The sequence below is a fragment of the Micromonospora sp. NPDC003776 genome (assembly GCF_053605645.1).
In genome coordinates this window covers 1-12,672 of sequence record NZ_JBSGJR010000146.1, presented here as the reverse complement: position 1 = coordinate 12,672, position 12,672 = coordinate 1, and the positions used below count along the sequence as shown (strand labels likewise).

Sequence of the window (12,672 nt, the reverse complement as noted above, 5' to 3'; positions counted from 1 at the left end):
CCCGCCAGGCGTCGTCGAGGGCGTGGCTGACCGTCCGGGCGTCCCCGGCGACCCGGCGCAGCAGCGCGTCCCCGTCCCCGCCGTCCCCGCCTGCCTCGGGGCCGCGCAGCCCGAGCAGGGCGGCGACGCCGTCGCGTTCCTGGGCGACGAGGCGGTCGACCCGGCGACCGACCTGCTGGTGCAGGGCGTCCCGGGTGTCCAGCAACCGCCGGTGCGCGGCGTGCACGGCCGGGCGCAGCGCGTCGGTGACCCCGGCCGTGGCGATGGCCCGCAGGATGCCCACGTCCCGCAGCCCGCCGGCGGCCTCCTTGAGGTCCCCTTCGAGCAGGAAGGCCAGCTCGCCGTGGGCCGCCCAGCGGGCGGCGGTGATCTCCCGCAGCGCCGGCAGCTGCCGGACGGCGGTGCGCCGCCAGTGGTCGGTGGCGGTGTGGATGAGCTGGTCGGCCAGGGCCCGGTCGCCGGCCACGTGGCGGGCGTCGAGCAGGCCGAGGGCGACCTTGACGTCGTCCTGGGCGACGGAGAGCGCCTCGGCGACGGTGCGGACGGAGTGGTCCAGCCGCAGCCCGGCGTCCCAGATCGGGTACCAGAGCGAGGTGGCCAGCTCGTCGATACCGGGCACTCCGGCGTGCAGCAGCACCAGGTCCAGGTCCCCGTAGGGCGCGCACTGCCGGCGGCCGAGCCCGCCGACGGCGATCAGGGCGACGCCGGCCCGGGGCGGGAAGATCGACCGGAGCCAGCCGTCGAGCGCGTCGGCCCGGCGGGCCCGGGCCTCGGCGCCGATCCCGCCGGGAACGCCGACGACCTCGTTGACCACGAGCGCGTCGTCCCCGGCGGGGCCGGGCGTCGTGGTCAACGAGGTCACGTCGGTCAGGTCCCGGTCAGAGGGCGTCGAGGCCGCGCTCGCCGGTACGGACCCGGACGACCTCCTCGACGCCGGTCACCCAGACCTTGCCGTCGCCGATCTTGCCGGTCCGGGCGGCACCCACGATGGCGTCGACGATCTTGTCCACGTCCATCTCGTCGGTGAGCACCTCGACCCGGATCTTGGGCAGGAACTCGACGGTGTACTCGGCACCCCGGTAGACCTCGGTGTGCCCCTTCTGCCGGCCGTAGCCCTGGACCTCGCTGACGGTCAGACCGGCCACGCCGAGGGCGTGCAGGGCCTCCTTCACCGCGTCCAGCTGGTACGGCTTGATGACCGCGGTCACCAGCTTCATGTCCAACCCCTCCATCCCTGGAACGTTAACCGGCGACCTTCTCGCTGACCGGCTCGGCGGGCTCCTCCGCCGCGCCGGTGGGCTCCGGGGTCGGCTTGACGGCGCCGATCCCGGCCATGGCGAACGCGCCGCCGCCGCTGCCCGTGGTGGGCGACAGGTCGTACGCGCTCTCCGCGTGCTCGGCGACGTCGATGCCCTCGATCTCCGCCTCGGCCGGGATCCGGAACCCGATCGTCTTGTCGATCACGAAGCCGAGAGCGTAGGCGATCGCGAAGGAGTAGACGGTCACGATCAGCGCGCCCAGCGCCTGCTTGCCGAGCAGCGACGCGTTGCCGCCGACCAGCAGGCCGTCGCTGGTGACCAGCGAGCTCACCGAGGCGGTGCCGAACAGGCCGATCCAGAGGCAGCCGATCCACCCGCCGACGAAGTGCACCCCGACCACGTCCAGGGAGTCGTCGTAGCCGAACCGGTACTTCAGGCCGACCGCGAGGGCGCAGACCGCGCCGGCGACCAGACCCAGCAGCACCGACGCGGCCGGGGTGATGAACGCGCACGCCGGGGTGATCGCGACCAGACCGGCCACGGCACCGGAGGAGGCGCCGACCAGCGTCGGCTTGCCGTCCCGTACCCACTCCACCACGATCCAGCCGAGCAGGGCCGCGGCGGTGGCCACCTGGGTGTTGACGAAGGCCAGCGCGGTGACCCCGTCGGCGGTCAGCTCGGAGCCGGCGTTGAAGCCGAACCAGCCGAACCAGAGCAGACCGGCGCCCAGCGCGACCAGCGGGACGTTGTGCGGCTTGGCGCTCTCCCGGGGCCAGCCCACCCGCTTGCCGAGGACCAGCACGAGCGCCAGGGCGGCGGCGCCGGCGTTGATGTGCACCGCGGTACCACCGGCGAAGTCCAGCGCGCCGATGTTCTTGCCGATCAGGCCGCCGCCCCAGACCATGTGGGCGACCGGGAAGTAGACCAGGGTGGCCCAGCCGAAGGCGAACACCAGCCAGCCGGCGAACTTCGTCCGGTCGGACAGGGCGCCGCTGATCAGGGCGACGGTGATGACGGCGAACATCATCTGGAAGGCGATGAAGACGTAGAGCGGGATACCGGTCTCGCCCCACAGGTCGCTCTCGCCGACGAACGTCTTGGTGCCCAGGTACTGCCCGAGGTCACCCCAGAACTTGCCGCCCTCGCCGAAGGCGACGGTGAAGCCGTAGAAAAGCCACAGGATGCTGATGAGCCCGATGGACGAGAAGCTCATCATCATCATGTTCAGTACGCCCTTGGACCGGTTCAGGCCGCCGTAGAACAGCGCGAGACCGGGCGTCATGAGCAGCACGAGCGCAGTCGAAACAAGCAGCCAGGCAGTGTTCCCGGTATCGATCTCCACGCTGCCTCCTCTCGGTGTCGTATTCCTCCCTCCGACTGAGACCTGGCAGCATCGCCCGTCAGCCGGTTGCGCGGAAGCTTGCTCGGCGGCTGTTTCCTTCACCGACACCGCTCGATTTCCGACGCGTGACGGGTTGTTTCCGGCGTGTGAAGTACACCGATCCTCCTCGACAGAAACGGAAAGAGTGGCCGTTCCGACGAGGAACCGGCCACTCTTCCAGGCGATGAGGGGTCAGCGGAGCGCGTACTCCAGGGCGTGCCGCTCGTAGTCGAGCAACCGCAGGTCACGCATCGGCCGCCGGAGGTGGCCCTTGTGCACGATCCGGACGAACGCCGGCTCGCCGGCCGCGGCCATCCGGCGGATGCCCTCGACGTGGTCGACGATCCGCTTGCGGATGGTCCGGATGAGCCGGTGCCGGTCGCGCGGGATCAGCCCGTACGCGTCGGCGAAGAGCCGCAGCCGGCGCGGCCGGTCGGGGCGCTTCCAGCCGAGGGTGATCGAGTCCCGGTCCGAGAAGATCGGCACCCAGGTCCAGGCCGCGTACGCCACGTCGTAGATCCGGGCGCCGGGCGAGGCGAGGTCGAAGTCGATCAGGCCGAGGGTGCCGTCGGGCCGCCAGATCACGTTGTGCGGGGCCGCGTCGTGGTGGCAGATCACCTCGGTGTCCGGCGGGGGCGGCCCGAACGAGCGCCAGACCGCCCCCGGCGGCGGGGTGAAGCCGTACTGGGCGTCGTGGAACATCCGCAGCATGGTGGCGACGGTGACCAGGGCCTCGTCGGTGACCCAGTGCGGAGCCAGCGGGTACTCCCCGCACTCCCCCTCCAGGTACGACAGGACCTCCCGGTTGCGCTCGTCCATGCCGAGGGCGCGGGGAGCGCCGGTGAAGCCGACGTACTCCAGGTGACGCAGCAGGGCGTGCACCGAGGGGGTCCAGGGGCCGGCGTTGCGCCGGACCGTGTCCCCGACCCGGACCACGGTGCTGACATTCCCGCCGTGCAGCGGGATCTCCTGTGAGGTCACGTACGGTCTCCCGAGGCGCGGCGCCATGTGGTGGCTGGGGTCGCGCCACCCCGCGTAGGCGCGATCGTCAGTCGTCACGTCGAGGCTACGCGTCCCGGGCGAGCGGCTCGGTGCCGAGCAGCGCGTCGACGAACTGCGCCGGGTCGAACGGGGCCAGGTCGTCCGGGCCCTCGCCGAGGCCGACGAGCTTGACCGGGATGCCGAGCTTGCGCTGCACGGCGATCACGATGCCCCCCTTGGCGGTCCCGTCGAGCTTGGTCAGCACCACGCCGGTCACGTTGACCACCTCGGTGAAGACGCGGGCCTGCTCCAGCCCGTTCTGGCCGGTGGTGGCGTCGAGCACGAGCAGCGTCTCGTCGATCGGGCCGTGCTTCTCCACCACCCGCTTGACCTTGCCCAGCTCGTCCATCAGGCCGATCTTGTTCTGCAGGCGCCCGGCGGTGTCGACCAGCACGGTGTCGACCCGGGTGTCGATGCCCCGCTTGACCGCGTCGAAGGCGACGCTGGCCGGGTCGGCGGCCTCCGGCCCGCGGACGGTCTCCGCGCCCACCCGGCCGCCCCAGGTCTCCAGCTGGTCGGCGGCGGCGGCCCGGAAGGTGTCGGCCGCGCCGAGCAGCACGGTCCGGCCGTCGGCGATCAGCACCCGGGCGATCTTGCCGCAGGTGGTGGTCTTGCCGGCGCCGTTGACCCCGACGACCAGCAGCACGGCGGGCACGCCCTCCTTCGGGGTGGTCTTCAGCGACCGGTCCAGCGTCGGATCGAGGGCGTTGACCAGCTCGGCGGCGAGCAGCGCGCGCAGCTCGCCGACGGTACGGGTGCCGAGCACCTTGGTCCGGTCGCGGAGCCGGTCGACGATCTCGCGGGTGGAGTCGATGCCGACGTCGGCGGTGATCAGGTTGTCCTCGATCTCCTCCCAGGTGTCCTCGTCCAGGTGGTCCCGGCTGAGCAGGCCGAGCAGGCCCTTGCCGAAGACGTTCTGCGAGCGGGACAGCCGGGAGCGCAGCCGGACCAGCCGGCCGGCGGTGGGCTCGGGGACCTCGATGGTGGGCAGTGGCGGCGCCTCGACCACCGGCGGCGGCTCGACCAGCACACCGGTCGACACGTCGGCCTCGGCCGCCTCGACCGGCGGCCCGGCCAGGTTCTCCTCGGCCCGGGTCTCGACCTCCGTCTCCGGCAGCGGCGGCTCGGGGCGCCGACGCAGGCGGGGCACCACGAGGCTGAGGCCGCCGAGGATCAGCGCCACGAGCAGGGCGAGTGCGACGAGGAGGTATTCCTTCATGCCCGAAATCCTGTCAGATGCCGGCGGCGGCGTCCCACTCACCGCCTCCGCACGCGAACAACCTGCGGGTACGCTCGCGCCTGGAAGGCGTACCGCAACCGCCGGCCGGGTAGGAATTGGCTAAACGATCTTCGTCGGAGGTGCGCCGTGCCCAGTTCCCGCCTGCTCATCGGTCCGTTGCTGCGACGGGTCGTCGGCACGCGGGCGACCGTCTGGGTGGAGACCAGCGCCCCCGCCGTGGTCACCGTCCGCACGGCCGACGGCGCCCGGGGCAGCGGGCCCACCTTCACGGCGTACGACCACCACTACGCGATCGTGGTGGTGGAGGGGCTGACCCCGGAGAGCACCACCAGCTATGAGGTGCTGATCGACGACGAGGTCGCCTGGCCGGTGCCGGAGAGCGGCTTCCCGGCCAGCGTGATCCGGACCCGGGCCGCGGACGACCGGGATCAGCCGGTCCGGCTGATCTTCGGCTCCTGCCGGGAGACCACCCAGCACGCCACCGCCCGCAAGCTCCCGCCGGACGCGCTCGACGCGTACGCCCGGCGGATGATGGCCGACCCGGACCCGGCGGCCTGGCCCGACCTGCTGGTGCTCCTCGGCGACCAGGTGTACGCGGACGAGACCTCGCCGACGGTGCGCAAGCTGCTCAAGCGCCGCCGCCGCCGGCCGAAGGGCGCCCCGGCGACCCAGGTGGTCAGCTTCGACGAGTACACCAAGCTCTACCTGGAGTCCTGGCGGGACCCGGAGATCCGCTGGCTGCTCTCCACCGTGCCGAGCGTGATGATCTTCGACGACCACGAGGTGATCGACGACTGGAACACCTCGGCGTCCTGGCGGGCGGACATGCGCGAGCAGCCGTGGTGGGCGGAGCGGATCCGCAGCGGCCTCGCCTCCTACTGGGTCTACCAGCACCTGGGCAACCTCGCCCCGGACGAGATCGCCGCCGACCCGGTGTACGCGAAGGTGACGGCCGCCGAGGACGCCACGAGCGTGCTGCACGAGTTCGGCGAGCGGGTGGACAAGGAGGCCGACGTCGCGCACGACACCGAGCGCTGGCGGGCCGTGCAGTACCAGTGGAGCTACGCCCTCGACCTGGGGCGGACCCGCCTGGTGATGCTGGACAACCGGTCCAGCCGGGTGCTGGAGCGGGGCAACCGGGCGATGCTGCCGCCGGGCGAGTGGTCCTGGTTCCTGGACCGGGCGCACGGCGTCTACGACCACCTGGTGGTCGGCGCCTCGCTGCCCTGGCTGCTGCCGCCCGGCATCCACCACGTCGAGTCCTGGAACGAGAAGCTGGCCGACTCGGGCCGACCCTGGGTGGCCACGGTGTCCGAGCGGCTGCGCCGGGCCCTGGACCTGGAGCACTGGGCGTCGTTCCGGCGTTCCTTCGACGCCCTCGGCGAGCTGTTCGCCCGGCTGGGCAGCGGCCGCGCCGCCCGGGAGGGTGACCGCGTGGGCGCGGGTCCGGCGTACGCGGCGCCGGCGTCGATCAGCGTGCTCTCCGGGGATGTGCACCACTCGTACGTGGCCCGGGCCCGGTTCGCCGACCGGAGCGTCCGCACCCCGGTGCACCAGCTCACCTGCTCGCCGATCCACAACCAGGTGCCGGCGGCGATGCGACCGCTGATGCGGCTCGGCTGGAATCCGGGGCCGGCCGGGGCCACCCGGGCCCTGGCCCGCTCGGCGGGGGTACGCCGGCCCTTCGTGCGCTGGAAGAAGCTGGCCGGGCCGTACTTCGGCAACGCGGTCGCCACGCTGACCCACCGGGGCCGGGCGGCCGAGGTGGTGATCGAGGGCACCACCGGCGACGGCCACCTGCGGACCGTGGCGCGGCAGCGGCTCAGCGACCAGGTGTGAGTACCCTCTCACCCGTGGACGATCACCTGCCGGAGAGCCTGCGGGCCGTGGAGCACGAGCTGACCGCGCTGCTGCGGCGAGGGCGGGCGCTGTCCTGGGAGATCGCCCGGGAGGTGCATCCGCACCTCGAGCCCAACGCGTACGGGCTGCTGCTCTGGCTGCGTCGCTCCGGCTCGATCCGGCTGACCGACCTGGCCGCCAAGCTGGGCATCGGCAAGGGCACCCTGAGCCGGCAGATCAACGGCCTGGAGTCGCTGGGCCTGGTGCGCCGCGACCCGGACCCGACCGACCGGCGGGCCGCCCAGCTCAGCCTCACCGAGGAGGGCACCCGCCGGTTCGACACCGCCCGGGCCGCCCGGCTCGGGCAGATCCGGCGTACGCTCGAAAGCTGGCCGAAGCAGGACGTCGAGGACTTCGCCCGGCTGATGCACAAGTTCAACCAGACCTTCTGATCCTCCCCCGGCGGGGGAATAGGACCTGCGCCACGCGCGGTTGTTGCTTGGGGCAACCAAGCCTTACGGTTGCCCGCGGCAACCCTTTCTCCCGACATGTCCGGAGGCACACCACGATGACCCAGGCGACAGCGCCCACCCGGGCGACCGCCGTCGGCATGACCCACCGGCAGATCCTGGAGGCACTCTCCGGCCTGCTGCTGGGCATGTTCGTCGCGATCCTCTCCTCCACGGTCGTCTCCAACGCGCTGCCGCGGATCATCACCGAGCTGCACGGCGGTCAGTCCGCGTACACCTGGGTGGTCACCTCGACGCTGCTGGCCACCACCGCGACCACCCCGATCTGGGGCAAGCTCGCCGACCTGACCAGCAAGAAGGTCCTGGTCCAGCTCGCCCTGGGGGTCTTCGTGCTGGGCTCGGTGCTGGCCGGGCTCTCCCAGTCCACCGGGCAGCTCATCGCCTGCCGGGTGGTCCAGGGCGTCGGCGCGGGCGGCCTCACCGCCCTGGCCCAGGTGATCATGGCGACGATGATCGCCCCGCGCGAGCGGGGTCGCTACAGCGGCTACCTCGGCGCGGTCATGGCCCTGGGCACCATCGGCGGGCCGCTGATCGGTGGCGTCATCGTCGACACCGACTGGCTCGGCTGGCGCTGGTGCTTCTACGTCGGCGTGCCGTTCGCAGCCCTCGCCCTGGTCGTGCTCCAGAAGACCCTGCACCTGCCGGTGGTCAAGCGCTCGGCGAAGATCGACTGGTGGGGTGCCACCCTGATCACCGCGGCCGTCTCGCTGCTGCTGATCTGGATCACCCTGGCAGGCGACAAGTACGACTGGATCTCCTGGCAGAGCGCGGTCATGGTGGTCGGGGCGCTGCTGCTCGGCGCGCTCGCCATCCGGGTAGAGCAGCGGGCCAGCGAGCCGATGATCCCGCCGCGCCTGTTCCGCAGCCGCACCATCACCCTCGCCGTGGTCGCCAGCATCGCGGTCGGCGTGGGCATGTTCGGCGCCTCGGTCTTCCTCGGCCAGTACTTCCAGATCAGCCGGGGCGAGAGCCCCACCATGTCCGGCCTGATGACGCTGCCGATGATCGGCGGTCTGCTGGTCGCCTCGACCGTGGTCGGCCGGATCATCACCAACACCGGCCGCTGGAAGCGCTACCTGGTCACCGGCTCGATCCTGCTCACCGCCGGCTTCGCCACCATGGGCACGCTGCGGGCGGACACCCCGTACTGGCGGATCGCCATCTTCATGGCGCTGATCGGCCTCGGGCTCGGCATGACCATGCAGAACCTGGTCCTCGCCGTGCAGAACACCGTCGGCACCCACGAGCTCGGCGCGGCCAGCTCGGTGGTCGCCTTCTTCCGCAGCCTGGGCGGCGCGATCGGGGTGAGCGCGCTGGGCGCGGTACTCGGCCACAAGGTCAAGGACTACCTCGCCGAGGGGCTGGCCGGGCTGGGCATCAAGGCGTCCAGCTCCGGCAGCGGCGGCACCCTGCCGGACGTGCACACCCTGCCCGCGCCCATCCGGGCGGTCGTCGAGGCCGCGTACGGCCACGGCGCCGGGGACATCTTCCTGGCCGCCGCGCCGTTCGGGCTGATCGCCCTGATCGCGGTGGTCTTCATCAAGGAGGTGCCGCTGCGCCGGCACACCGGCGACCCGATCTCGACCGAGGTCGAGCGGGAGGCGGTCGTCGCCGCCGGTGGCGCCGCGCCGGTGGTCCGCACCGGAGTACGGGACTGAGCCATGAGCGCGTCGGTCGAGCGTGAGGAGTACGGCCCGGAGCACCGTCCGCTCCCCTTCGAGCGGGGCACGGACGGGCCCCGGGTGGTGCTGGTCGGGGTGGACGGCAGCCGCACCTCGCTGCGGGCCGCCGCCTACGCGGCGGGGCTGGCCCGCCGGCAGGGGTCCGGGCTGGTCGTGGTCTTCGTCAGCTCGCCGGCCCCGTACGCCGGGATCATGTCCGGCGTGGTGGCCGGGGCGGTCCAGCAGACACACGACGAGCTGGCCGCCGAGCTGCGCGCCGAGTGCCGGCGCGGGGCCGAGGAGCTGGGCCTGCCGGTGACCTTCCTGTGCCGGCGCGGGGACGCGTACGCCGAGCTGTGCAAGGCGGCCGACGAGCACCGCGCCGACCTGGTCGTGGTGGGCTCGTCCGAGCAGGCCGGCCACAAGCTGGTCGGTTCGGTCGCCACCCGGCTGGTCCGCACCGGCCGCTGGCCGGTCGTCGTGGTCCCCTGAGACGCAAGGAAGGGCCCCCTGTTAACGCCTCGCGTTGTACCGGGGGCCCCTCCTAACATCGCCGGATGACCTGGCGAGCACCCGAGATCGACCGTAAGCACGAGCCCTATGTCGGTGACGAGCGCACCATGCTCGAAGGCTGGCTCGACTACCACCGCGACACGCTGCTGCACAAGTGCGCCGGCCTGACCGCCGAGCAGTTGAAGACCGCGAGCGTCGAGCCGTCCGGGCTGACCCTGCTCGGCCTGGTCCGCCACATGGCGGACGTGGAGCGGTGGTGGTTCCGGATCCGGGCCGCCGGCGAGGACATCCCGGGCCTCTATGACGACGACGAGGACCCCGACGCCGACCTGAACGCGATCGAGGACGCCGACCCGGCGGCGGCCTTCGCCGTCTACCGCGCCGAGGTCGAGGCGGCCCGGAAGGCCGCGGCCGGCCTGTCACTGGACCGGACCTTTGCGCGCCGTCGCCGGGACGGTGGCACCGACGAGATGAACGTCCGCTGGGTGTACGTCCACATGATCGAGGAGTACGCCCGGCACAACGGACACGCCGACCTGATCCGAGAGCGGATCGACGGGGTCACCGGGGACTGACCGCAGTCCTCAGTCGGCGTGCCCGGCCCGCAGCAGGTGCTCGCCGAGCGGGGTGAGCCGGTGGCGTACCGCCGGGCCGGTCCGGTGCGTGATGATCAGGCCGGCCGAGCGCAGCGTCGTGGTGTGCTGACTGGCCGCGGCGACCGAGATACCGACGGTCCGGGCCACCTGCGAGGTGCTCGGCCCCTCGGTGATCGCCCCGAGCACCGCCGCCCTGGTCCGGCCGATCAGGTCCGCCAGCGGCCGGCCGGTGGTCAGCTCCCGCCGGTTCGGTTGGATCGGGTACGCCAGCACCACCGGGCCGGCCGGGTCCGGCAGCACGGACGGCTGCGGCACCAGGTACGAGGGGACCAGCGTCACGCCCCGGCCCTCCGGCGTCAGGTCGTAGGCCACGTCCCGGCCGCAGTCGTAGGCGAGCTGGTAGTCGTCCCCCACCGGCCTCCAGTGCAGCTGCGGGCCGAGGTCGCGGAACACCCGGTCGATGCCGGCGTCCACCATGGTGTGTCCGCGTACCGCCCGGTCGGCGTGCACCGCCGCGGTGATCGTGTCCCAGTACGGCGCGACGGCGACGGCGTGGAACGCGGCCATGGCGGCACCCAGCCGGTCCCGGGCGGCCTGCTCACCCGCGGCGAGGCCGGCGTACCAGGCGGGCAGCTCGCCGGCCTCGACCTGCGGACCGAGCTCGGCGGCCAGCACCTCGTCCGGGGTTGCGGCGACCTCGTCGAGCCCCGCGCCGAGCTCGCTGCCGAAGCTGCTCGGGGTGAGGAAATCGGGGAACCAGTGCGGCGACCGGCACAGCTCCAGGTAGGGGCGCATCTCGGGACGCAGGCCGGCCCGGGTGCGGGCCCGCCAGGCGGCGAGGTGGTGCGGGACGTCGTCGCGGAACAGGCGCTGGCCGGCCGAGGCCAGCTCCAGCAGCACCGACGGCGCGGACCGCAGGACGGTGCGGCTGAGATCCGTCGCGGTGAGGTGCAGGGTCATCATGCCCGTGGACGCTAGCCAACGCGGGCCGGGCGACGGAAGGCCGCTCGCCCGGGTGGGGCTAGCACGCCAGGGCGGCGCGCAGGTAGCGCAGGTCGCCCGGGCCGGTCCAGCGGTGCGCGGAGAGCCCGGCCACCCGGGCGCCGGCCACGGCCCGGTCCTCGTCGTCGACGAAGAGCACCCGCGCCGGCGCGGTCTCCAGCGCCTCGCAGGCCGCCTGGAAGTACTCCTTAGCCGGCTTGTGCACGCCGATCACCGAGGAGTTGACCACCACGTCCAGCTCGTCGGTGAGGTCCAGCGCGGCCAGGTCGGCGTCGAGCAGGTCGGTGGCGTTGGTGCCCAGCCCGACCCGGACCCCGGCGGCCCGCACCTCGCGGATGAACGCGAGCACGTCCGGGTCGACCTCGCCCCGGTAGCGCTGCCACTCGTCCACGGCGGCACGGGCCCGGGCGGGGTCGCCGACCGACGGGGTGAGCGCGTCGGCCACGCTGCTCATCCACTGGGCGTGGCTGACCTGCCCGGTGAGCACCGGCTGGAGCAGCCCCCAGGACATGGCGATCTCGCCGAGGACGCCCTCGGTCAGGCCGTACTCGCGCTCCACGCCGGCGGCCACCGCCGGATTCCAGCGGCGCAGCACGCCGTCGAAGTCCACCAGGAGCGCCGTGGCGCGTTCCCGACTCACTCGTTCGTCTCCTGCTCGTCGTCGGCCCGGTTGAGCCGTTGGCTGATCACCTGGGTGACCCCGCTGCGCATGGTCACGCCGTACAGCGCGTCGGCGATCTCCATCGTGCGCTTCTGGTGGGTGATCACGATCAGCTGGCTCTTCTCGCGCAGCTGCGCCAGGAGCGTGATCAGACGGCCCAGGTTGACGTCGTCGAGGGCCGCCTCCACCTCGTCCATGATGTAGAACGGGCTGGGCCGCGCGCGGAAGATCGCCACCAGCATGGCCACCGCGGTCAGCGACCGCTCGCCGCCGGAGAGCAGGGAGAGCCGCTTGATCTTCTTGCCCGGGGGCCGGGCCTCCACCTCGACGCCGGTGGTCAGCAGGTCCTCCGGGTCGGTGAGCACCAGCCGGCCCTCGCCGCCGGGGAAGAGCACGGTGAAGACCTGCTCGAACTCGCGGGCGGTGTCCTCGAACGCGCTGGCGAAGACCTCCAGGATCCGGTCGTCCACGTCCTTGACCACGGTGAGCAGGTCCCGCCGGGTGGCCTTCAGGTCCTCCAGCTGCTCGGAGAGGAACTTGAAGCGCTCCTCCAGCGCGGCGAACTCCTCCAGGGCGAGGGGGTTCACCTTGCCGAGCAGGGCCAGTTCCCGTTCCGCCTTGGCGGCCCGCTTCTCCTGCACCGGCCGCTCGTAGCGGACCGGCTCGGGCACCGGCCGGCCCTCCTTCTCGGCGAGCGCGACGTCCGCGTCGGTGGGCGGGACGAGCTGGTCCGGGCCGTACTCGGCGACCAGCGTCTCGACGTCGAGGCCGAAGTCCTCGGCGGCCTTGGCCTCCAGCTGCTCGATCCGCAGCCGCTGCTCGGCGCGGGCCACCTCGTCCCGGTGCACCTGGCTGGTCAGCCGGTCCAGCTCGGCGCCGAGCCGCGGGGCCCCGCCCCGCCCCGCGGACCGCGCGGCCGCGCCGGCGGCGGGTTCGGGCTAGGACACCG

The 12,672-nt window shown here is 72.7% G+C and carries 12 protein-coding genes and 1 pseudogene; 5 read left to right on the top strand and 8 right to left on the bottom strand.

Translation table 11 applies throughout. From position 1 onward, the window contains the following. The 5 genes from ACWEVO_RS14720 to ftsY form a co-directional block, all read right to left on the bottom strand. Nucleotides 1-862 (bottom strand): [protein-PII] uridylyltransferase family protein (locus ACWEVO_RS14720; RefSeq protein ID WP_452308049.1); only part of this gene is annotated, 862 nt, incomplete at its 3' end. Between the two features lie 16 nt (nucleotides 863-878). Beyond that, complete coding sequence (locus tag ACWEVO_RS14715) at nucleotides 879-1,217, bottom strand: P-II family nitrogen regulator (RefSeq protein ID WP_013284578.1); 339 nt, start codon at nucleotides 1,215-1,217, stop codon at nucleotides 879-881. A 25-nt stretch (nucleotides 1,218-1,242) separates the two neighbouring features. Beyond that, nucleotides 1,243-2,601 carry an ammonium transporter gene (locus ACWEVO_RS14710; protein ID WP_452308048.1) on the bottom strand — a complete coding sequence of 453 codons (1,359 nt, stop codon included), beginning with the start codon at nucleotides 2,599-2,601 and terminating at the stop codon, nucleotides 1,243-1,245. A gap of 231 nt (nucleotides 2,602-2,832) precedes the next feature. After that, on the bottom strand, nucleotides 2,833-3,648 hold the full coding sequence (locus ACWEVO_RS14705) for an aminoglycoside phosphotransferase family protein (RefSeq protein ID WP_452308050.1): 816 nt from the start codon (nucleotides 3,646-3,648) through the stop codon (nucleotides 2,833-2,835). 58 nt (nucleotides 3,649-3,706) lie between these two features. Next, nucleotides 3,707-4,900, bottom strand: a complete 1,194-nt coding sequence (gene ftsY, locus ACWEVO_RS14700) for a signal recognition particle-docking protein FtsY (protein WP_452308047.1) — start codon at nucleotides 4,898-4,900, stop codon at nucleotides 3,707-3,709. Between the two features lie 147 nt (nucleotides 4,901-5,047). On the opposite strand from ftsY, the gene ACWEVO_RS14695 reads away from it, so the two are divergent. The 5 genes from ACWEVO_RS14695 to ACWEVO_RS14675 all read left to right on the top strand — a co-directional run bounded on the left by ACWEVO_RS14695 (nucleotide 5,048) and on the right by ACWEVO_RS14675 (nucleotide 10,039). Further along, on the top strand, nucleotides 5,048-6,760 hold the full coding sequence (locus ACWEVO_RS14695) for an alkaline phosphatase D family protein (protein ID WP_452308046.1): 1,713 nt from the start codon (nucleotides 5,048-5,050) through the stop codon (nucleotides 6,758-6,760). Between the two features lie 14 nt (nucleotides 6,761-6,774). After that, on the top strand, nucleotides 6,775-7,212 hold the full coding sequence (locus tag ACWEVO_RS14690; RefSeq protein WP_452308045.1) for a MarR family winged helix-turn-helix transcriptional regulator: 438 nt from the start codon (nucleotides 6,775-6,777) through the stop codon (nucleotides 7,210-7,212). Between the two features lie 116 nt (nucleotides 7,213-7,328). Next, complete coding sequence (locus tag ACWEVO_RS14685; RefSeq protein ID WP_452308044.1) at nucleotides 7,329-8,948, top strand: MDR family MFS transporter; 1,620 nt, start codon at nucleotides 7,329-7,331, stop codon at nucleotides 8,946-8,948. Between the two features lie 3 nt (nucleotides 8,949-8,951). Next, nucleotides 8,952-9,443: a universal stress protein gene (locus ACWEVO_RS14680; RefSeq protein ID WP_452308043.1), complete on the top strand. Its 492-nt coding sequence runs from the start codon at nucleotides 8,952-8,954 to the stop codon at nucleotides 9,441-9,443. A 65-nt stretch (nucleotides 9,444-9,508) separates the two neighbouring features. Further along, complete coding sequence (locus ACWEVO_RS14675) at nucleotides 9,509-10,039, top strand: DinB family protein (RefSeq protein WP_452308042.1); 531 nt, start codon at nucleotides 9,509-9,511, stop codon at nucleotides 10,037-10,039. A 9-nt stretch (nucleotides 10,040-10,048) separates the two neighbouring features. Here the strand turns inward: ACWEVO_RS14675 and ACWEVO_RS14670 are convergent, their stop codons facing one another. From ACWEVO_RS14670 to ACWEVO_RS14660, 3 genes and pseudogenes are all read right to left on the bottom strand, one after another. Continuing rightward, complete coding sequence (locus ACWEVO_RS14670; protein ID WP_452308041.1) at nucleotides 10,049-11,023, bottom strand: helix-turn-helix domain-containing protein; 975 nt, start codon at nucleotides 11,021-11,023, stop codon at nucleotides 10,049-10,051. A 58-nt stretch (nucleotides 11,024-11,081) separates the two neighbouring features. Next, complete coding sequence (locus tag ACWEVO_RS14665; RefSeq protein WP_452308040.1) at nucleotides 11,082-11,702, bottom strand: HAD-IA family hydrolase; 621 nt, start codon at nucleotides 11,700-11,702, stop codon at nucleotides 11,082-11,084. After that, nucleotides 11,699-12,631 (bottom strand): annotated as a pseudogene (locus tag ACWEVO_RS14660) (chromosome segregation protein SMC); the annotation flags it as partial. The gene ACWEVO_RS14665 and the pseudogene ACWEVO_RS14660, both read right to left, overlap by 4 nt. Nucleotides 12,632-12,672: the final 41 nt, after the last annotated feature.

What these genes read in the sequence shown, in the direction of transcription:
- ACWEVO_RS14680 (WP_452308043.1), top strand. Translation starts at nt 8,952, where the DNA reads ATGAGCGCGTCGGTCGAGCGTGAGGAGTACGGCCCGGAGCACCGTCCG.
- ACWEVO_RS14670 (WP_452308041.1), bottom strand. Translation starts at nt 11,023, where the DNA reads ATGATGACCCTGCACCTCACCGCGACGGATCTCAGCCGCACCGTCCTG.
- ACWEVO_RS14715 (WP_013284578.1), bottom strand. Translation starts at nt 1,217, where the DNA reads ATGAAGCTGGTGACCGCGGTCATCAAGCCGTACCAGCTGGACGCGGTG.
- ACWEVO_RS14685 (WP_452308044.1), top strand. Translation starts at nt 7,329, where the DNA reads ATGACCCAGGCGACAGCGCCCACCCGGGCGACCGCCGTCGGCATGACC.
- ftsY (WP_452308047.1), bottom strand. Translation starts at nt 4,900, where the DNA reads ATGAAGGAATACCTCCTCGTCGCACTCGCCCTGCTCGTGGCGCTGATC.
- ACWEVO_RS14705 (WP_452308050.1), bottom strand. Translation starts at nt 3,648, where the DNA reads ATGGCGCCGCGCCTCGGGAGACCGTACGTGACCTCACAGGAGATCCCG.
- ACWEVO_RS14675 (WP_452308042.1), top strand. Translation starts at nt 9,509, where the DNA reads ATGACCTGGCGAGCACCCGAGATCGACCGTAAGCACGAGCCCTATGTC.